Source organism: Rhodococcus sp. JG-3, assembly GCF_000482405.1.
GTDB classification, from domain to species: domain Bacteria; phylum Actinomycetota; class Actinomycetes; order Mycobacteriales; family Mycobacteriaceae; genus Rhodococcoides; species Rhodococcoides fascians.
This window is the reverse complement of record NZ_KI519398.1, coordinates 1,128,274-1,148,459: the sequence shown is the minus strand read 5'-3', so window position 1 is coordinate 1,148,459 and position 20,186 is coordinate 1,128,274. Positions and strand designations below refer to the sequence as shown.

Annotated in this window: 20 protein-coding genes; 7 read left to right on the top strand and 13 right to left on the bottom strand. The window is 64.8% G+C overall.

All coding sequences use genetic code 11. The features are described from left to right. Positions 1-103: 103 nt before the first annotated feature. The 5 genes from K414_RS0106895 to K414_RS0106875 form a co-directional block, all read right to left on the bottom strand. The gene (locus K414_RS0106895; RefSeq protein ID WP_027495284.1) at positions 104-808 is read right to left on the bottom strand and encodes a M50 family metallopeptidase; all 705 of its coding nucleotides are present in this window, start codon (positions 806-808) and stop codon (positions 104-106) included. Positions 809-870: 62 nt separating this feature from the next. Beyond that, a complete protein-coding gene (locus K414_RS0106890; RefSeq protein WP_027495283.1) occupies positions 871-1,827 on the bottom strand; it encodes an acyl-ACP desaturase in 957 nt (318 codons plus the stop codon). Between the two features lie 130 nt (positions 1,828-1,957). After that, on the bottom strand, positions 1,958-2,434 hold the full coding sequence (locus K414_RS0106885) for a GtrA family protein (protein WP_027495282.1): 477 nt from the start codon (positions 2,432-2,434) through the stop codon (positions 1,958-1,960). Positions 2,435-2,529: 95 nt separating this feature from the next. Beyond that, positions 2,530-2,697, bottom strand: coding sequence for a hypothetical protein (locus K414_RS29310; protein WP_167326956.1), 168 nt, complete (start codon positions 2,695-2,697; stop codon positions 2,530-2,532). Between the two features lie 83 nt (positions 2,698-2,780). Then, positions 2,781-4,166 (bottom strand): hypothetical protein, encoded by a 1,386-nt coding sequence (locus K414_RS0106875; RefSeq protein WP_027495281.1) that lies wholly within the window; start codon positions 4,164-4,166, stop codon positions 2,781-2,783. 156 nt (positions 4,167-4,322) lie between these two features. Here K414_RS0106875 and K414_RS0106870 point away from each other — a divergent pair, with 156 nt between their 5' ends. Beyond that, on the top strand, positions 4,323-5,087 hold the full coding sequence (locus tag K414_RS0106870) for a pirin-like bicupin family protein (RefSeq protein ID WP_027495280.1): 765 nt from the start codon (positions 4,323-4,325) through the stop codon (positions 5,085-5,087). Positions 5,088-5,198: 111 nt separating this feature from the next. After that, the gene (locus K414_RS26220) at positions 5,199-5,672 is read left to right on the top strand and encodes a DUF4190 domain-containing protein (RefSeq protein WP_228139326.1); all 474 of its coding nucleotides are present in this window, start codon (positions 5,199-5,201) and stop codon (positions 5,670-5,672) included. Positions 5,673-5,688: 16 nt separating this feature from the next. On the opposite strand, the gene K414_RS0106860 is transcribed toward K414_RS26220, so the two are convergent. The 3 genes from K414_RS0106860 to K414_RS0106850 are packed head-to-tail and all read right to left on the bottom strand — an operon-like array spanning position 5,689 to position 8,758. Beyond that, the gene (locus K414_RS0106860; RefSeq protein WP_237606147.1) at positions 5,689-7,272 is read right to left on the bottom strand and encodes an ABC transporter permease; all 1,584 of its coding nucleotides are present in this window, start codon (positions 7,270-7,272) and stop codon (positions 5,689-5,691) included. Beyond that, positions 7,269-8,147, bottom strand: coding sequence for an ABC transporter ATP-binding protein (locus K414_RS0106855; protein WP_027495277.1), 879 nt, complete (start codon positions 8,145-8,147; stop codon positions 7,269-7,271). Before K414_RS0106855 ends, K414_RS0106860 begins: the two co-directional genes overlap by 4 nt. Beyond that, entirely contained in the window at positions 8,144-8,758 is a 615-nt protein-coding gene (locus K414_RS0106850) for a TetR family transcriptional regulator (RefSeq protein WP_027495276.1), read from the bottom strand. The genes K414_RS0106855 and K414_RS0106850 overlap by 4 nt, the downstream gene beginning before the upstream one ends. Positions 8,759-8,812: 54 nt before the next feature. Here K414_RS0106850 and K414_RS0106845 point away from each other — a divergent pair, with 54 nt between their 5' ends. After that, on the top strand, positions 8,813-10,771 hold the full coding sequence (locus tag K414_RS0106845) for a M13 family metallopeptidase (protein WP_027495275.1): 1,959 nt from the start codon (positions 8,813-8,815) through the stop codon (positions 10,769-10,771). Between the two features lie 73 nt (positions 10,772-10,844). After that, on the top strand, positions 10,845-12,155 hold the full coding sequence (locus tag K414_RS0106840; protein WP_027495274.1) for a cytochrome P450: 1,311 nt from the start codon (positions 10,845-10,847) through the stop codon (positions 12,153-12,155). Here K414_RS0106840 and ugpC read toward each other — a convergent pair. The 5 genes from ugpC to K414_RS0106815 all read right to left on the bottom strand — a co-directional run bounded on the left by ugpC (position 12,133) and on the right by K414_RS0106815 (position 17,438). After that, positions 12,133-13,215 carry a sn-glycerol-3-phosphate ABC transporter ATP-binding protein UgpC gene (gene ugpC, locus K414_RS0106835; protein ID WP_027495273.1) on the bottom strand — a complete coding sequence of 361 codons (1,083 nt, stop codon included), beginning with the start codon at positions 13,213-13,215 and terminating at the stop codon, positions 12,133-12,135. The genes K414_RS0106840 and ugpC overlap by 23 nt on opposite strands. Beyond that, positions 13,215-14,540, bottom strand: coding sequence for an ABC transporter substrate-binding protein (locus K414_RS0106830; protein ID WP_027495272.1), 1,326 nt, complete (start codon positions 14,538-14,540; stop codon positions 13,215-13,217). The genes ugpC and K414_RS0106830 overlap by 1 nt, the downstream gene beginning before the upstream one ends. A 28-nt stretch (positions 14,541-14,568) precedes the next feature. Then, positions 14,569-15,459 (bottom strand): carbohydrate ABC transporter permease, encoded by an 891-nt coding sequence (locus K414_RS0106825; RefSeq protein ID WP_027495271.1) that lies wholly within the window; start codon positions 15,457-15,459, stop codon positions 14,569-14,571. Continuing rightward, positions 15,456-16,388: a sugar ABC transporter permease gene (locus K414_RS0106820; RefSeq protein ID WP_027495270.1), complete on the bottom strand. Its 933-nt coding sequence runs from the start codon at positions 16,386-16,388 to the stop codon at positions 15,456-15,458. Before K414_RS0106820 ends, K414_RS0106825 begins: the two co-directional genes overlap by 4 nt. Positions 16,389-16,523: 135 nt before the next feature. Beyond that, the gene (locus K414_RS0106815) at positions 16,524-17,438 is read right to left on the bottom strand and encodes a L,D-transpeptidase (protein ID WP_027495269.1); all 915 of its coding nucleotides are present in this window, start codon (positions 17,436-17,438) and stop codon (positions 16,524-16,526) included. Positions 17,439-17,716: 278 nt separating this feature from the next. Here K414_RS0106815 and K414_RS0106810 point away from each other — a divergent pair, with 278 nt between their 5' ends. From K414_RS0106810 to K414_RS0106800, 3 genes are read left to right on the top strand one after another with little or no spacing between them, the layout of a single operon-like run. After that, positions 17,717-18,436, top strand: a complete 720-nt coding sequence (locus K414_RS0106810) for a glycosyltransferase family 2 protein (protein ID WP_027495268.1) — start codon at positions 17,717-17,719, stop codon at positions 18,434-18,436. Continuing rightward, on the top strand, positions 18,433-19,431 hold the full coding sequence (locus K414_RS0106805) for an acyl-CoA dehydrogenase family protein (protein WP_027495267.1): 999 nt from the start codon (positions 18,433-18,435) through the stop codon (positions 19,429-19,431). The genes K414_RS0106810 and K414_RS0106805 overlap by 4 nt, the downstream gene beginning before the upstream one ends. Further along, positions 19,425-20,174, top strand: coding sequence for a PIG-L family deacetylase (locus K414_RS0106800; RefSeq protein ID WP_027495266.1), 750 nt, complete (start codon positions 19,425-19,427; stop codon positions 20,172-20,174). The genes K414_RS0106805 and K414_RS0106800 overlap by 7 nt, the downstream gene beginning before the upstream one ends. Positions 20,175-20,186 lie beyond the last annotated feature (12 nt).

The window sequence follows — 20,186 nt, the reverse complement described above, 5'->3', positions numbered from 1 at the left end:
TCGACAATGCTGCGCGACCGCAGACCCGAGCAGAGCGCATCACGCGACTGGTGAGTTCGTTGACGGAAGTGAACAGACGGAGGGCTGACACCAAGGCCGGTCGTCACTGCACCGGAACGAGGATTCTCCACGCCCCCAGTGCGAGTGCGCCGACGGTGACGACGAGAAACAGTCCGACCCAGACGATGCCGGGCAGGAAAGTGAGCCGAGCCAGTTGATCGGCGTCGGAGTCCCGCGCCCGTCCGGCGCTTCGGGATTTCTGCAGTTCGAGAACGGGGCGCGGACCGGCGATCAGCAAGAAGAACGTGATGAAGTACGCCGCAGCGACCTGCTGTTCCCCGGTACCCCACCAGGATACGACGAACAGCAGCCCACCGACGGTGACGAGAGACAGCAGTCCGTAGATATTACGAATCATCAACAGCATCAACGCAATCGAGATGATGCCGATCCACAACACCGCCGACGCTCGCTGTGTACCCAGTACCAGAGCGGCTCCGAGTCCGAGAAGCGACGGCCCGACGTAGCCCGCGAAAGTCATGGCGATGACCCCGAGCCCGGTGGGTTTGCCCTTGGAGATCGCGACGCCGGACGTATCCGAATGCAGCCGAAGACCCATCAACTGACGCCCGGTGATCAACGCGACGAACAGATGCGCACCCTCGTGCGCGATGGTCACCACGTTGCGTGCAATCCGCCAGGTCTGCGGCAACACGACGATGACGAGCGCCGCCAGGGCAACCACTTGGACGATCCACACGGGTGGATCAGGACTCACCGCGGAAATGCGGTCCCAGAATTCGTTCACACCACACCCTATGTGAGCGGAACTTCGTAGCAGACTACGAAGTTCCGCTCACATGGGTCACCTCAGGACGCGCGCGCCTCGGCCTTGGCGCGTTCGCGGGCCAGCGAGCGATCTCGCATCTCCTCGAACTTGGTGGCCTGACGTTCGAGGTCTTCGAGGAACGCGGCGAGTTCCTCGCGCTTGTTCTCACCGCGGGCGGTGAAGTCGTTGCGCTCGAACACTTGCCACTTGCGCAGCACGGGCCAGACGACGTCTTCGAGGTGCTGACGCAGGTCGTAGATGCCGTGCTTGGCCATCAACACACCGTTGCGGCGGAAGTTCGGCATGCCGGCACCGGGCATGACGAAGTTCGTCACGATGTCCGAGACGGCCTGCAACGTCTGATCCGGCGAGATGTCCATCGCTGCGCCGGTGATGTTGCGGTAGAAGATCATGTGCAGGTTCTCGTCGGCGGCGATTCGCTGGAGCATGCGGTCGGCGATCGGGTCGTCACAGACCTTGCCGGTGTTGCGGTGCGAGACGCGGGTCGCCAGTTCCTGGAACGTCACGTACGCGACCGAGTGCAACAGACCGACCCCTGCGCCGGCGGGCGACGCGTACCCGTTGGTCATGTGGATCATGCGGGCTTCTTCGAGGGCGACGGGATCGACGCCGCGGGTGACGACGAGGTAGTCGCGCATGACGATGCCGTGACGGTTCTCTTCGGCGGTCCACCGGCCGACCCAGGTTCCCCAGGCACCGTCCTGGGAGAAGTTCTCGGCGATCTCACGGTGGTAGGACGGCAGATTGTCCTCGGTGAGCAGGTTGGTGATCATCGCGGCCTGCGCGACGTCGGAGAGCTTGGACTGCTCCGGGTCGTAGTCCGTACCGCCGAGCGCGGCGAAGTTACGGCCTTCGTCCCACGGCACGTAGTCGTGGGGATGCCATTCGCGCGCCATCGAAATGTGACGGTTCACGTTGTCCTCGGCAGTGGGCACCAGCTCCTGCAGAAGCTCGAGCTGTGTCAGATCCCTGGCCATTCGACATGCCTCCTCGCATTGACGTCAGCTCACGAGCCTAGGTCGATACGGGCGACTATCACGAAGCCTCGCCGAAACTCTGTTACAGGTAGCAACCGTTCTTCGAGACCGGTCGTGCTCTGTCACAGCATCACGAATGAGCCGCTTCCATCCCGGGGAGGCTCGGCGAACGGAATACCCATCCGCGAAGGGCGAGGAATCGAGCGGCACCGACCAGACCGCTGACGGCGATCACAGCCAGAACTTGCACGTACGTGGCGGCGGCGGGAACAAGGAGGTGGACTGCGGCCAGCGCGGCGGTACTCAGACCCAGCCCGATCAGGGCGAGTCCTCCCGCTTCCCACTGGGTCTGGAACCAGCCGACGCGGTCGGCGGCGTGGAAGGTGTGGCGACGGTGCAACTCATTGGCGAGAACGGTGCTCGCCGACGCTCCCGCCAGATTGGCGGGGAATGGCCCGAACGACGCGAGAGCGACGAACAGCAGTGCATAGACGCCGTTGCTCGATACCCCGACGATCACGAAACGAGCGAACTGGGCCGGCACAGTCTCACCGAACAGGCGCGCCCTGCAGTCGGGCTCCGTAGGCGCTGACAGTGCTGTGCTCACGAGGTCTCCAGTTGTAGAACCGGAAGCGTCGACCGACGCTTCGAATCGATACAACTCCGCGTCTGCGCGAATCGGTGCCAGAGGTGACCGAGGTCTCAGACCTTCGAGGAACTTTCTTCCCGTTCACGCTTCTTGCGACCGAGGTCGATGTTCAGCTTGTCGGGCTTGATCGACGCGACGAACAACACCGCGACGAGCACGACCACCACGACGATGGTGATGACTACCACCGCGATGCCGAAAATTGCCAAAATACCGTTCATGTCCTGCCTCCCGTGTCAGGCAATACGGTACTTGTCGTAGACGGGCCGGTCCACGCCCGCCCCTACAGCCCGTTTCCCGGCAGTCAGCTGACCAACCGTTCGACCGCGCGCATCGGCAGAGACAGCCAGGTCGGTCGATTGCGCGCTTCGTACAGAACCTCGTAGACCGCTTTGTCCAGTTCGTACGCGCGCAGCAGATCGGCTTCGTCGCGTGGATCGTGGCCGGCCACCGACGCGTACCCGTCGAAGAAGGCCGTGATGCTCCGCGCAGCCCACTGCTCGGCGCGTTCCCGTAGAGCCGGGTCCTCCGGCAGGTCGACGAGCAGGTGGTTGGCGGCATAGTCGAACGACCGCAGCATTCCCGCGACGTCGCGCAAAGCACTGTCCATTTGTCTGCGCTCGTCCAGCGACTTGGCCGGCTCTCCCTCGAAATCGATGAGCAGCCACCGTTCGGGGGTCCCCAACACCTGCCCCAGATGCAGATCGCCGTGAATGCGTTGGACGGTGGTACTGCTCGACGCCTCTGCCCGTGAGATCAGGGCCGTCGCGGCGGGGATGTACTGGGCGATCTCCGGAACCACTCGCGCTACTCCGGAGATGCGCTCGAGGATCTCTTCGACGGCTGTCGATTCCACGGAACGTTCGGCGGTACCCAAGACCGAAGCGAGGTCGTGGTGTACCTGCGCGACGGCAGCGCCGAGTCGATACGCGTGGGGAGCGAAATCGGCGGACAAATTCTCGATCGGTGTGTCGGGGGAATCGAACACCTCGCGCACGCTGGCCAGCGCAGTGGTCCATCCCTCGGCAGAATTCGCGGCGAAGTCCTGGATCATCCCCAGTGTGGTCGTCTCACCGCCGACCTGCGCTTCGAGCCACCCTCGCAGCGGTGCCACGTTGACGCTGCCGGCCTCGGCCAACGCGCGGTGCAACTCGACGTCCGGACTGATTCCGGGCGGCACCTGACGAAACAGCTTGAGCAGCAGCAGATCACCGAGGATCACCGACGTGTTGGACTGCTCTGCACCCAGAACCCGACCGCGCATGCCCTGCGGCACGCTCGAACCGTCGACGACCTTGAATTCGGTACTGCCCGTGGGGTTCTCATCGGAGAACGCGTCACCGTACAGGGCGATGATCTCTGGATCACGTAACCCGTCGAACACTGCCATCTCACCGGGCACCGGCAACAGCCACGGGCGTAGTTCCTCGGGCACCTCGGTGCGGAAACCGAGGGGCACCTGATAGGTCTGGGTCACCGACGTGCCGTCCTGGACGAGGTCCACCTCGACGAGCAGGTGCTCGGCGGCGAAATGCGGCTCGTCGTGCAGTACGTCCCGAGCGACGATCCGCACGGCACCCACCGTCGAACCCTTTGCGCCGAACCATCGTTGACCTGGCAACCACGACACCAGTGCGTCCTCGAGCAGGTGTCGAACAGCGTGTGCCGCGCTCGAGCTGGAACCGACCATGAGTATCTCTCGCCGCCTTCGGGGAGTTGCAGAGCGTGTGACCGTACCGTGTCCGAACCTACCCACTCGGGGCCGCCGCCACACCCCGGCAGCAAAGACACCCGAACGTTATGCAGGTCGTACGCCGGTGCATCGACATGCTCGTACAGTGGGGACATGTCCGCTCCACTGACCGCCCACATCGACGTGCATCGTGCCGGTGATCGACTGAAAACCCGTGTGTCCTGGCTCGACTCGAAGCACTCGTTCTCTTTCGGTCAGCACTACGACCCCGAGAACACCCACCACGGCCTGTTGTTGGTGAACAACGACGACATCGTCACCGCCGGGCAGGGATTCGAGACGCATCCGCACCGCGACACGGAGATCATCACGTGGGTGGTGCAGGGCTCTCTGGTGCATCAGGATTCGATCGGGCACTCCGGCATCATCTATCCCGGACTGGCGCAACGGATGAGTGCGGGCAAAGGCATCATGCACTCGGAGAAGAACGACTCCTGGAGTATCGACGGCAATCGGCACACCGAACCCGTCCGCTTCGTACAGATGTGGGTGATGCCCGACAGCCCCGGCACCGCACCGGGCTACGAGCAACTCGAGATCGACGACGAACTGCTGCGCGGCGGACTCGTCACCGTCGCGTCGGGAATGAACCGACACCGTGGTCAGGCGGCCATCGGCATCGGCCAGAAATCTGCCGCGTTGCACGCTGCGCGATTGACACCGGATTCGACCGTGACCGTTCCCGACGCACCGTTCGTGCATGTGTTCGTGGTCCGCGGCACCGTCTCGATGGAGGGTATCGGAGAACTGTACGAGGGTGACGCGGTACGCATGAGTTCCACTGGCGGACAGCGAGTTACAGCCTCGGAACCAGCCGAGATCCTGATCTGGGAGATGCACTCGCGACTGGGCGGCTGACAGGGACGCTCGATGACAAGTTGATCACGGGGGCACGTGGCGTCTGCGCGCACGACAGTGACCTGCATACACTCCGAGCGTTCACGATCGCCGATCACGGAGGTATCAGACGTGTCGAATGACTATCCCCCGCCCGGAAACTACCCTTCACCCGGCGAGTACCCCCAGCAGGGCGGATATCAGCAGGGTGGATACGAGCAACAGCCGGTAGCGCCGAAGAACACCATCGGCACAGTGGCGCTGGTTCTCGCGATTCTCGGTGTGCTGTTCTCCTGGACCATCGTCGGCGGCATTGTTCTCGGCCTGATCGCGATCGTCCTCGGCTTCATCGGTCGGTCGAGGTACAAGAAGCGCGTCGCCACCAACGGCACCGTGTCTCTCATCGCGATCATTCTCGGTTTCGTGGCGGCGGCTTTGTCGATCGTTCTCGTCGTCGTCGGCGTCGGCCTGTTCAACGCAGTCGGTGGACAGGACTTCACCGACTGCATGACCAACGCAGGCAGCGATACTGCAGCGCAACAACAATGCGCCGACGAATTCCAGCAGAACGTCGAGAACCAGTACGGCGACTCGACACCGAACTGAGTCGCGGCCGATTCACTCAGCCGCGGACGTCCCGTCGACGCAGCGCGGTGCTTCCGGCACCGCCTGCGGCGGCGGCGATAACGACGAGCCACAGCGAGGGCGTCACCGAGAACTCTCCGCCTGGCAGTTTGGGCAGGTGGGTGAACGGCGAGATGTCCTGTACCCACTGCGGCAGCCCCACCACCGCCCCGATCTGCCCCAGGGCAACGAAGCCGCCCAGGACCGCCCACAGGACGGTCGCGAACCCAGGTACCGCGCCGAACAGAGCCACGCCGATGGCCGTCACCACCCACACGGCCGGGAGCTGACTCAGTGCACCGCCCACGACGGACGGCAATTCGCCCGATACATCGCCGGTCGCCGACCCGTACGTCAGCCCGATGGTGAGGCCGACGACCAGCAGTAGCCACACCGGGCCGAGGACGGCGAAGAGTAGATACCCCGCCGCCCACCGACGGCGCGAGATACCGGTGGCCAGCACGATCTCGGCCAGACCCGACTCTTCCTCGCTGTGCAGACGTAGCACGGCCGACGCGGAATAAGCCGCCACCATGATGCCGACCATGCTCAGCACGACGGCGATGAACGACTGTTCGATCGTGGTGCCGCCGAACTTGCCCAGTGCGTCGCTGATGGCGGCGCTGCTGCCGAGTTGATCGCCGATGCCGTCCGTGGACGACCCGATCGCGATACCGAACAGGGCGAGGCCGAGGGTCCAGACGACGGTGGTTCCGCGGGACAGTCGCCACGCGAGGGCGACGGGACCGGACAGTGACGGAACGGCAGCCACCCGGCCGCGGCGTTCGGCCCGCAGGCCACTGCCGAGATCGCGTCGATTCGCTGCCACGAACGCTGCGGCGACGAACGCCGTAGCGGTCGCCAGCGACAGCAACAGCGGCCACCACCGTTCGTCGGCGAACGGCCGCACCTGCGCCGACCACCCGATCGGCGAGAACCACGACAGGGTTCCCGAACCGATGTCGCCGATCGCTCTGAGAACGAACGCTGCGGCCAACACGCCGAGGGCATAGCCGCGAGCCGCGCGAGCCCCGGACGCCACCTGTGCTGCCAGCCCCGCGCAGCCGACGAACACCGCACCGACGACGACGATCGAGGCACCGAACGCGACGCTCCCGGCCACCGGCAGACCGAACGCCCACAGCGAGACGAACGTCAGCATTCCCGTCGCCACCACGCCGCCGCCCGCCAGGAGCACGGCCGCCGTCAGTCCTGCAAATCTGCCCACTGCAGTCGACCCGACCAGTTCGACACGACCCGCGTCCTCCTCACCGCGGGTATGCCGAACGCCAGTGAGGATCGCCGCCAACGGAACGAGGGTCAGCATCAGTCCAGCGCGCCACGACACCAGGGCACCGAGGTCGCTACCGAAGATCGGCCCTACGAGAGCCGCTTGCGCCGGCACTGCCTCGGTGCCGAGATAGAATGCTCGACGGTCTGCCGCCGTCGGATACAGCCCCTGGAAGCTGACCGCGTACAGCAGCGGGAGCGCTCCGAGCAGAACGACCCAGATCGGCAACACGAGTCGGTCGCGGCGTAGATACAACCGCAGCAATGCCGCCGTTCCGCTCAGGCTGTTCATGCGTAGTACCTCAGGAACAGCTCTTCGAGAGTCGGCGCGGAGCTGATCATGCTCTGCACGCCTGCGTCGGCCAGGACGTGCATCACCGCAGCGAGCGCCTCGTTCTCCACCGTGCAGGTAATCGTGGACCCGTCCACGGTCACCCCACTGACCCCGGAGAGCCTGTCGAGATCGCCGGGTACTCGATCCACAGTGATAATCATCGTCGTGCGGGTGAGGTGCCGCATCGACGCCAGGGTCCCGGTGTCCACCGTGCGCCCGTCCCGGACGATGGTGACCGAACTGCACAACGCATCCACCTCGGACAGGATGTGCGAGGACAGCAGCACCGTGACTCCGCGTCGCGCAGCATCTTTCACGCATTCGGCGAACTGCTGCTCCATCAGGGGATCTAGACCGGAAGTGGGCTCGTCGAGGAGCAGCAGCTCCACGTTCGATGCCAGGGCCGAGATCAGAGCGACCTTCTGGCGATTGCCCTTCGAATAGGTGCGACTCCGCTTTCCTGGGTCGAGGGAGAACCGTTCGATCAGCTCGGCCCGGCGGCCGGAATCGATACCGCCGCGCATCCTGGCGAGCAGATCGATCACCTCCCCGCCGGTCAACGACGGCCACAGCGTCACATCTCCGGGAACGTAGGCCAGCCGTCGATGCAGTGCGACGCCGTCTGCCCACGGATCACCGCCGAGCAACCGGACCGTCCCCGACGTCGCGCGCACGAGACCGAGCAGGACGCGGATCGTGGTCGATTTACCCGACCCGTTGGGGCCGAGAAAGCCGTGCACATCACCGGTCTCGACGTGAAGGTTCAGGCCGTCGAGGGCCCGGACCGAACCGAACGTCTTCACCAGATCGTCGACTGCGATGGCGTCGGTCATTGCTCGGCCTCCAGATAGGTGTCCAAGATTCGAGAATCGGTGAACAATCCATCGGTGTACAGCTCGAGTGCCGGCAACATGACCTCGTCACCGAGCGCGCTGAGAGCCGCACGGAAATCGACGTCCGGGCCGGCCATCTGCACGTACAACAGCAGACCGCCCACGTTCTGGCGCGTCAGGAACCGGGCGCGCGCCGCGGGGTCGCGGCTGGGTGTGAATCGGCCGTCGCGCACTCCGTCGTCGAGGTACCGGACCGCGTCGTCGACCATGTGCTCGAACAACTCTCGGGCCAGCGCTCCGCCCGAGGAGAAGCTCCGCACGATGTAGGCGACGAGCGGTGCGTACTCGTCGATGCGAGCAAGCTGTTCCATCACCCCGGTAGGACCGGCCGAGGCGGCCTTCGATTCGCGGATCGTACGCAGGACGTACTCGTCGCACGCCGCGCGAAGTCCGTCCTTGGACCCGAAGTGGTGGTTGAGCAGCCCGGGTGAGACGCCGGCGGCGCTGGCGATGGACCGCACACCGGCGGTGAAACCCTGCACGCCGAAGACGTCGATCGCGGTGTCGCGGATCCGCGCGCGAGTGGTCAGATCCTCGGATGCTGAACGCATGTACAGCACATTAAACACCCGTTCAATCGAGCGCAAGAGTGTAAAGATGGATACATGACTTCAGTAGTGAACTCGGGCATCGATCTCAGCTACCAGGACGAGAACACACGCGCGCAGGACGACCTCTTCGTGCACGTCAACGGCAAATGGCTGGAGGACTACAGCATTCCCGCCGACCGCGCCGTCGACGGTGCGTTCCGGACGTTGTACGACCGCGCCGAGGTCGATGTACAGACCATCATCGAAGAATCGGCGGCCGCGAATCCGCCCGCCGGTAGCGACGCACAGAAGATCGGCGACCTGTTCTCGAGCTTCATGGACGCCGACCGGGCCGAACAGCTCGGCACCACCCCGATCGCCGACGAGCTCGCCGCCGTTGCCGATGCGACCGACTTGGTCACGCTCGCAGGCGTTCTCGGCTCTCTGCAACGCACCGGAGTCGGCGGCGGTATCGCTCACTACGTCGACACCGACGCCAAGCGATCCGACCGCTACCTGGTGCACTTCAGCCAGTCCGGAATCGGCTTGCCCGACGAGTCGTACTACCGCCAGGACGAATACGCCGACATCCGCACGAGCTACATCGCGCACATCGCGAAGATGTTCGCGCTCAGCGGCGTCGAGTACGACGCGCAGACGGTGTTCGATCTCGAGCGAAAGATCGCCGCGGGCCACTGGGACGTCGTCGCCCGGCGCGACGCCGAGAAGAGCTACAACCTCGTCCAGTTCGACACTCTGGTGCAGAACGAGCCCGGATTCAATTGGACCGCATGGATTTCCGGCCTCAGCGGCACCACCGAACAGTTCGCCGAGATCGTCGTGCGCCAGCCACCGTTCGTCAACACGTTCGTGTCCCTGTGGACGTCGGAGGACATCGAGACGTGGAAGGCGTGGCTCGCGTGGCGCGTCGTCCATGCCCGGGCTCCGTTCCTGACCAGCGCACTCGTCGACGAGAACTTCGCGTTCTACGGAACGACGCTGACCGGAACCGAGGAGAACCGCGAGCGCTGGAAGCGCGGCGTCTCGCTCGTACAGGACGTCCTCGGCGAGGCCGTCGGCAAGCTCTACGTCGAACGCCACTTCCCGGCGGACTCGAAGGCACGCATGCAGGTGCTCGTCGACAACCTCACCGAGGCCTACCGCCGCAACATCTCCGAGCTCGAATGGATGAGCCCGGAGACGCGCCGCAAGGCCTTGGACAAGCTGGACAAGTTCACTCCCAAGATCGGCTACCCCGACCGCTGGCGCGACTACTCGAGCGTCGACATCACCGCCGACGATCTGCTCGGCAACTACCGCCGCGGTTACGAGGCCGACTATCAGCGTGATCTCGACAAGCTCGGCGGTCCGGTCGATCGCGACGAATGGTTCATGACGCCGCAGACCGTCAACGCGTACTACAACCCCGGGATGAACGAAATCGTCTTTCCCGCAGCAATTCTGCAGCCGCCGTTCTTCGACGCCGAGGCCGACGACGCAGCCAACTACGGCGGGATCGGAGCCGTCATCGGGCACGAGATCGGGCACGGATTCGACGACCAGGGTGCCAAGTACGACGGCGACGGCAACATGGTGGATTGGTGGACCGACAGCGACCGCACCGAATTCGGCAAGCGCACCACAGCCCTGATCGAGCAGTACAACGAATTCGAGCCGAAGGCACTGCCCGGCCACAAGGTCAACGGCGAATTCACCATCGGTGAGAACATCGGCGATCTGGGTGGCCTGTCCATCGCCGTCGCCGCCTACGAGATCTCGCTCGAGGGCAAGGACGCACCGGTGCTCGACGGCCTGACCGGGTTGCAGCGCGTGTTCTTCGGCTGGTCGCAGGTGTGGCGCACCAAGGCACGAGACGCCGAGGCAATTCGCCGTCTCGCCGTCGATCCGCACTCGCCGCCGGAGTTCCGGTGCAACGGAGTCGTGCGCAATCTGGACAGTTTTCACGAAGCGTTCGACGTTCAGCCCGGTGATGCGCTGTACTTGGACCCGGGGAAGCGCGTCAAGATCTGGTAGCACGTGAGTGGAACTTCGTAGTCTGCTACGAGAAACCACTCACATAGGGCGGGACAACGGGGAGGACAGTCGGATGAGGGAATTCGTACGGTGGATCGCGGCACACGGGGTCATCAGGTTCGGGGCCAAGCGTGCCGCGGCCGCCGGTGACCGGCAGGCCATGCTGGTCGCCGATCCGGCGACGCGGGCAAATCCGACGCCGGTGTACGAGGAACTTCGGGCGACGGCACCGCTGGTGAAGACTCGGATCTCCAACATCACCGTGCATCACCGGGTGGCGTTCGCGCTGCTGCGCTCCGACGATTTTCGGGTCACCCAGCTGGGCGGCACGCTGCCGGCACCGCTGAAGTGGGTGGAACGACACACCCGCTCCGGTGCCCTGCATCCGATCCTCCCACCGTCCCTGCTGTCGGTCGAGCCGCCCGATCACACCCGCTACCGCAAGCTGGTGTCCTCGGTCTTCACCGCTCGGGCGGTCGCGCAGATGCGAGATCAGGTGCAGGAAACCGCGGACGCGCTACTCGACGAATTGTCCGACGGCAGCCCTGTCGTCGACATCGTCGACAGGTACTGCGCTCGCCTTCCCGTCGCAGTCATCGGCCGCATCCTCGGCGTTCCGGAGAAGGACAATCAGCGCGTCCTCGAATTCGGCGAAATGGCGGCACCCAGCCTCGACATCGGTATCTCGTGGAGCCAGTTCAAGCAGGTGGAGCGTGGCCTCATCGGTTTCGACGCGTGGCTCTCGCAGCACATCGCCGAACTTCGCCTCAACCCCGGCGACGACCTGATGAGCCAACTGATCGCCGCCGAGGACGAGGGCATCGGCCTGAACGACGAAGAGCTCAGGGCCACAGCAGGATTGGTATTGGCGGCCGGGTTCGAGACAACCGTCAATCTGCTCGGCAGCGGCATCCAACTCCTGCTCGATCATCCGGATCAACTGGCTGTGCTGCAACAGGATCCATCGCACTGGCCCACCGCGATCGACGAGATGTTGCGGATGGAATCTCCGGTTCAGCTGACGGCTCGCGCGGCCAAGCACGACGTCGTCGTCGAGGGCGTGCCGATCACGAAGGACTCACTGGTCGTCCTCGTGCTCGCCGGTGCCAACCGCGATCCGCTGGTCTTCGAGGACCCCGACCGGTTCGACGTCACCCGCGACAACGCGGGTAAGCACCTGTCGTTCTCCGGCGGACGCCACTACTGCCTGGGCGCAGCGCTGGCGAAGGCAGAGTCGGAGGTGGGTCTGAAGACGTTGTTCGACAGGTTCCCCCACCTACGTTCTGCAGGCGAGGGAACCCGTCGCGACACGCGCGTATTGCACGGGTGGGCAACACTTCCGGTGGATCTGGGCGAACCCGTCAGGACAACCGCAGGCCGGTAGCGGCGTCGAAGAAGAACAGTTCGTCGAGCACCGGCTTCAACCGGACGGTCTCGGCGAGGGCGACCGACAGCTTGCGATCCACCCTCACCGAGATACGTCCCGAGGACGTCGTCCACTGACCGTCGGCGTTGGGTGCCGAGGCGTACACGAACGACTCCGCACCCAATTCCTCGATCAATTCGACGGTGCGCCGGAGTCCACCCGCATGTTCGCCGACGAGCTCCCACGATTCCGGCCGAACTCCGACGACGACGCGTTGGCCCGCCGACGACGGAACAGGGATCCGAACGTCTCCGAGGACCGCAGCGCCCTCGTGCACGGGAGCGTCGACGAGGTTCATGCCGGGAGACCCGATGAACCCGGCGACGAAGGTGTTGACGGGGTTGTCGTACAGCTCCCGCGGTGCGGCGATCTGCTGTAACTTGCCGTCCCGCAACACCGCAACCCGGTCACCCATTGTCATCGCCTCGACCTGATCATGGGTGACGTACACGGTCGTGGTACCCAATCGCTTCTGCAGTCCGGCGATCTGGGCCCTCGTCGACACTCGCAATTTGGCGTCGAGGTTGGACAGCGGCTCGTCCATGCAGAACACCTTGGGTTGACGAACGATGGCTCGCCCCATGGCCACTCGCTGCCGCTGCCCACCGGAGAGCTTGCCGGGCTTGCGATCCAGCAGCGGCTCGAGTTCGAGCATCCTCGCGGCGTCCAGTACGCGAGCCGCTGTGTCGGCCTTGCTCATTCCCGCGTTTCGCAGTGCGAAGCCCATGTTGTCGCCGACGGTCATGTTGGGGTACAGCGCGTAGTTCTGGAACACCATCGCGACGTCCCTCGCCCGTGGGGCGAGCGAGGTGACGTCCACTCCGCCGATGTCGATGTGGCCGCTTTCGACGGATTCGAGGCCGGCCAACATCCGCAGACTCGTCGACTTTCCACATCCGGACGGCCCCACCAGCACGATGAACTCGCCGTCCGCTATGTCGAGTTCGAGCGTGTCGACGGCGAGAGAGTCCGCGCCCGGGTACCTGTGCGAGACACCCGCATAGTGAACGGTCGCCATTACTTCGGCAGCTTCGGGGTGATCTGGCGGTCGATGATCTGTTGCAATTGATCCGAGACGGACGCGAATGTCGTTGCGACATCGGCATTCTGCAGAGCGATCTGCTCGAGACCGCTACCGATGATCTTGTCGCCGCCGGGCACGAACACGCGGGCAGCGTCCTGGGATCGGGTGCGCGCCAACTGGTCGACGGCTGTCTTCGCGTTCGGGTTGGCCTCGAGGAACGCGATTTCCGACGGGTCCTGCTGCGCCGACTTGCGGACCGGCATGTACCCGGTGTTCTGCGAGAAGTACGCAGTGTTGGCGCCGTTGGTCACGAAATCGATGAACCTGAGCGCGTTCACCTTTCGCTCGTCGGAGATCTTGGCCGGGATGGCCAGACCCGCGCCGCCGGTGGGGCATCCGGGCGCGCCGTCGGTGGCCGGCAGGAAGGCCGTACCGAACTCGAACGCGGCACCCTTGGTGATGGTGGACAGGTCTCCGGTGGAGGCGATCGTGGATGCGAGGATGCCCGCGGCGAAGTCGTTGGCGATGTCGTTGGAGACCGCCGCGTACTTCTTGGTGTGGATCATGTCCTGCAGGAACTTGCCTGCCGCAATGGTATTGGGGTCGTCGAACTTCAGCTCGAACTGATCGGAGTACGATCCGCCGAAGGTCCAGATCGGTCCCTCGAACGTCCACCCGAGATAGTCGACGGCATTGCCCCAGCCGTGGGCGAGCTTGCCGTTTCCGACGACGGCCTGGATGCGCGGGCCCCACTCGTCGAATTCCTGCCACGTGGCCGGTCCGCGATCGGGCAGGCCGGCTGCCGACCAGACGGCCTTGTTGTAGTAGAACAGCGGAGTGGAGCGAGCGTACGGCAGAGCCCAGTGGCTCCCGTTCCAGTTGTAGTCGGCCAGCAGCGAATCCACGTAATCGGACTGGTCGACCCCGGCCGCAGAGAAGTGCTTGTCGAGGGGCTCGATCGCACCGGTCAGTGTGTAGTTGAACCACCAGACATCCGAGAGTACGACTACGTCGGGCACATCGTTGCCGGACAATGCCGCATTGAACTTCTGCGACACCTCCTCGTAGTTCTTGCCGCCGTCGATGAGATTGACCGTCAGTCCGGGGGTCTGCGCCTGGAACCGCGAGATCAGCTCCTTCTCGAATTCCTGGGACTTGCCCGGGTGGTTCGACCAGAAGTTGATGGTGTTCGCATCGCCTTCGACGCCGCCGCCGCCGGACGATCCCGATCCGGGACCGCTGCACGCCGCGAGGGCTGCAGCGGCCGCAGCCGCACCGGTGAGCGTGAGGAAGCCACGCCGATTGATGATGTGTGCCATGGTGTTCGACTCCTGATAGTGAGGTGGATCAGCCCTTGACCGCACCGGAGGTGAGGCCCTTGATCATGTGGCGCTGCAGGACGAGGAAGACGAGAAGAATCGGCAGAATGGTGAGCACTGTCGCGGCCATGACCGCTCCCCAGTTGGTGTAGCCCTCGCTGTTCTGGAGCAGCGTCAGGCCGACCGGGAGCGGAGCAACCGACGAGTCGTCGGACATCAGGAACGGCCAGAGGTATTCGTTCCATTCGGTGACGATGGTGATGATCGCGAACGCCACCATCGTCGGACCCGACAGCGGCAGGATGACGCGGAACATCAACCGCACCGGGCCCGCGCCGTCCATGCGCGCGGCCTCGATGATCTCCGGTGGCAGCGACAGGAAGTGGTTACGCATCAGGAAGGTACCGAATGCAACGCCTGCCAGCGGAATGATGATGCCCTGAAACGAATTTCGCCAACCGAGCTCGGAGATGAGCGAGTAGTTGGAGATGACGGTGATCTGGTTGGGCACCATCAGCGCGGCAATGATGACGAGGAAGACGATGTTCTTGCCCGGAAAGCGCAGGAACACCAGGCCGTACGCACTGAGCACACCGAGGACGAACTTGATCGACGCGACCGCCGTGGTGATGACGATCGAGTTGCGCAGGTACGTGAAGAACGGCACCTCCGTCGTCGCCTCGTTGTAGTTCTGCGGATGAAAACTGCTGGGCCACCACGTGACCGGCTGAACATAGATGTCCGGGCGGTCCTTGAACGAGGTGACCAGAATCCAGAACAGCGGCAGGCCGATCATCAGCAGGACGGCAACCATCGCCGCGTAGCCGAGGACATTCGCGCTGCGACGCGTGCGCTGCGGGTCCCGACCGAGCGAAGGCTTTTCCGGGACTGCAGCATCGGGCTTGCTCACCAAGGTCATCGCTGATCGTCCCGATCCATGATTCGTACCTGTACGAGAGTGACGATCAACAGCACGAGGAACAGGATGGTCGCGACGGTCGCCCCGTAGCCGGCCCGGAAGTTGCGGAACGTTTCCTCGTAGACCTGGTAGACCATCGTGGTGGTTCCGGTGCCCAGTGGGCCACCGCGCGTCATGACATTGATGATGTCGAAGACCTGAAGGGAGTTGAGCAACACCGTGATCGAGAGGAAGAACGTCGTCGGACGAAGTTGCGGCAGAAGCACTTTGCGGAACGTGGTCCAGCGGCCGGCCTGGTCGATCTCGGCCGCTTCCATCAATTCCTTGCGCACACCCTGCAGCGCCGCGAGATAGATGACGAAGGTGTAGCCCAGGTTCTTCCACAAGTAGGTGACGGTGATCATGACCATCGCCCATTTCGGATTCTGATAGAAATCCGGGACCGCACCGAGGCCGAATCTGCGCATCAGGTCCTGGACGAGTCCGAAGTTGGGATCGAAGACGAACTGGAATGCGATACCGATCGCGGCACCGGAGATCACGTACGGCGCGAACACTGCGGAGCGAACGAAGTTGCGGCCCCGCAGTTTACGATCGAGCAGCAGCGCAAGTATCAGACCGAGCACCAGCGAGCCGACGACGGCGGCCACGGTGAACACGACGGTGTTGCCGACGATCTGCCACGTATCGTCGCGGGCGGCCCATTCGCGGTAGTTCTCGAATCCGACGAACGTGGACGTGGGCGAGGACAGGTTCCAGTCGAAGAACGAGAACTGGAAGTTCTCCACCAACGGGCGGTACGTGAAGACCGCCAACAGAACCAGGTTGGGTCCCACGAGAATCAGGAACAGTGCGTAATCGGTCCACGGCCGCGAGAAGAAGCTCTTCTTGCCTGCCGTGGGCAGCACTCGTTCGGTTGTTGCACTCACCGCGAGGACTGTGCTCAGTCGCGGCTAACGAATGGTGAACGCGGCCCCAACTGGTGCCGTCACACAGACCAAATGCTGCGCAGTGGTGTGGTTATGTGCCGCGGAGGGCACATAACCACACCACTGCCACAGGCACTAGCGGTTCCAGTCTCCGAGGCCGTCGGATCCGCTGAGGGTGCCGCCGTCGGTGTTGACGACGATGACGGGGTCACCCTTCTGGGCGTTCTCGAAGAACCACTTGCCGTCTTCGGTGCTGACGTTGAGGCAGCCGTGCGAGGAGTTGGAGTAGCCCTGCTGCGACTCGGACCACGGTGCCGCGTGGACGAAGATGCCGCTGTAGGAGATGCGCGTGGCGTACTCGACGTACGTGCGGTAGCCCTCTTCGGAATCCACCGGCACCCCGTAGGTGGAGGAGTCCATGTACATGTCGCGGAAGCGCTCGCCGACGATGTAGGTGCCGTTCGGGGTTTCGTGGCCGACCTTGCCCATGGAGGTGGGCATCGTGCGAACGACCTCGCCGTTGCGGGTGACGGTGATCTGCTTGGTGTTGTCGTCGGCCGTGGTGATGATCGAGTCGCCGGTGGAGAACTCGGCTTTCGCTCCGCCTGCTTCGACCGTCACCTGGGTGTGCGCCGGGTAGAACTCGTTGGGCAGCCACCGCACCTGCGTGTCGTTGATCCAGTAGAAGTGGCCGTCCACGGACGGGTTCGTGGTAACGCGGATGGCGCGCAGTGCGGCGTCGCGATCTCCGATGGCCTCGTCGAAGCGGATCGCGATGGGTTGCGCCACTCCGACGACCTCGCCGCCGGACGGGCTGATGCTGGGGTCGGCGAAGTTCGCCGGGGCCAGCGGTGCCACCCGTTGCTGTGGGGCGGGTGCGGGTGCCGCCGGGTCCGAGGATCCGGGCAGGCCGGGGATCGACACGTCGGGGCCGCCCGGCCACAGCGGAGCTGCCTGGGCAGATCCGAATGCTGCAGAGGCGGCGAGCGCCGTACCTGCGACAATTGCCCCGATACGGGCGAACCTGCGAGTGCGAACCTGAGTTGCCATGTGACCCGACCATCCTTCGTACTGCGTCGTGATGCCCAGTAGCAGTGCTGCCGCGGGGCAACGCCCATTAACACATACCACCCGGACTTTTGCTAATCGGATATTGCCGAAAACGACGACGGAATCCACGACGAGGAGTAGCTTCCCGCCACCCGAGCTCCTTCCTTGAGCCGTAGGTGTCGATCGTCCGCGAACGGGTATGTCGCATGCAACGTACTCCGTCCAGCCACCGGCGGTTCCGCAACGGGCTCGAGGTCCGGTGTCCGAAAGGGTGGCTCGTGACTGTCGATACCAGCACTCCAGTCCGTCGCATCGTCGTCGTCGTGCCCGCACACGACGAACAGGATCTGCTCGACGCCTGCTTGAATGCCCTGGCGAAGGCCGCACGTCGCGTCGCCGACGTCGCCCCGGTGACGGTATCCACGACGCTCGTTCTCGACTCGTGCACCGACGGTTCGGCGAGTATCGCGGCGCGTCACCCGTCCGTGTCGGTCGTGACGGTGGCCCATCGCAACGTGGGAGCCGCGCGGGCGGCCGGATTCGCAGCGGACCTGAACGGCGGTCTGGGCCGCGCCGACACGTGGTACGCCACCACCGACGCCGACTCGACGGTGGGCGAGCAGTGGCTGGTGGGGCATCTGCGGCACGCCGCCGAGGGTGCCCGGGCCGTGGTCGGGACGGTGTCGGTGCGATTCGAGGACCGCATCGTCGACGACGAAGCACTGCGCTCCTCCTATGACGCTCAGTACGTGAACGAGGTGGGCCATCCCCACGTCCACGGTGCCAACCTGGGTGTTCGGGCGACGGACTACTGGGCGGTCGGCGGGTTCGCGCCGCTCGCCACCGGCGAGGATCACGACCTGGTCCGTCGTCTGGAGCTCGGCGGCACCGTGTGCCGCCGAGTGTGTGACATTCCGGTCGATACTTCGGGCCGCCTGCGCGGCAGAGCACCCGACGGTATGGCCGGCTTCCTTCGTTCTCTGGAGCCTTCTGCATGACCGACACCGGATTCGTCGACACCCCCGATCGCATTACCGATCTCGAGTCGGCGTTACGCGCGCAGTTTCTCGCGTTCGAGGCGGACGGGCGGTTGGACCTGGCTCTCCCCGGCTCGGGAAACACAGACCACCGGTGGCAATCGCTGGCTGCGCTGGGTCGGCACGACACCGTCCTGGGCCGCTGGGCCGAGGCACATACCGATGCGCTCGCGATTCTGCACGAGCTCGACGGCCCGACGCCCGAGCGTGGCCAGATCTGGGGCGTGTGGGCTGCGGAACCCCCGGCTCCGATTCTCGAAGCGGTACGCGGCGATTCGGGCTGGCTCCTGTCCGGGACCAAGCCGTGGTGTTCGGGGGCGTCCGTCTGCACCCACGCTCTCGTGACCGCTCGCGTCGACGGCGAGCCGCGATTGTTCGCAGTGGACCTGACTCATCCGGGTGCTGCCCCGGTGCCGAACACGTGGCATGCCGTCGGAATGCGCGAGAGCGACTCGGGCTCGGTCGAATTCGATCGTGTCCCCGCTGTCGTGGTCGGTGGACCGACGGACTACCTGACCCGGCCGGGCTTCTGGCATGGCGCGATCGGAGTGTCGGCCGTCTGGTTCGGTAGCGCCTGCGCGGTGGCCGACACCCTGCATGCGGCCGTGCGCTCGCGTCCCGACCCACATCGCGCTGCTCACCTCGGTGCCATCGGTTCGGCTCTCGGAGCCGCGTCGAGTGCCCTGACCACCGCGGCGGCCGAGGTCGACGCAGATCCGTTCGACCGCTCCGGCCGCGCTCGGATCCGTGCTCGCATCGTGCGCGCCGTCGTCGAGGATGCCGCAACGCAGTGCATCGACCGCGTCGGGCGAGCGCTCGGTGCCGGCCCGCTGTGCGCAGACGCAGAGCATGCTCGACGCGTCGCCGACCTCACCGTCTATCTACGACAGAGCCACGCCGAACGCGACCTCGAAGCCCTCGGACACGACATCGCACAGGAAGACAACCCTTGGTAGAGAACGCATTCGATGCCGAAGTCGACCTCGGTACCGCCGAATCGGACTGGCTGTCCGCAGATTGGTCGATTCCCGGTCTGCACTGGAGCGACGTCGTCACCATGGTCGTCGTGGCACCCCATCCCGACGACGAAGTACTGGGCGTCGGCGGATTGCTGTCGATGGCCGCAGCTGCGGGCGTCGACGTGCGGGTCGTCGCGGTCACCGACGGCGACGGTTCGCATCCGGGATCTCCGACGGTGTCGGCCGAGGACCTCCGCGCCCTGCGGCCCGTCGAGTCCGAGCGTGCCCTCGCCGAACTGGGCATCGTTCAGTCGCCGACGCGGCTGCAGTTCACCGACGGCGAGGTCGAGCGGCACGAGGACGCTCTGGCCCGCGCGCTGGTACCGCTGCTCGACGCCACTCCGGGTACCTGGTGCCTGACGCCGTGGCGCGGGGACGGCCACCCCGATCACGAAGCCACGGCGCGTGCCTGCCTCACCGCGGCCGCCGTCGTGGGGATACCGGTGGTGGAATATCCGATCTGGATGTGGCACTGGGCAACTCCCGAACACCGTGCGGTGCCGTGGTCACGCAGTCGCCGCATCGACCTGCCCGCGCATGCCGTCGAGGCGAAACGAGCGTCGATCGAGCGTTTCGAATCTCAGATTCGACCGCTGTCCGATCACCCGGCAGATCGCGCAGTGTTGCCACCGCACATCCTGACGCGGTTCCGACGTCCGTTCGAAGTCGTCTTCGCATGAGTAGGCTGTCCG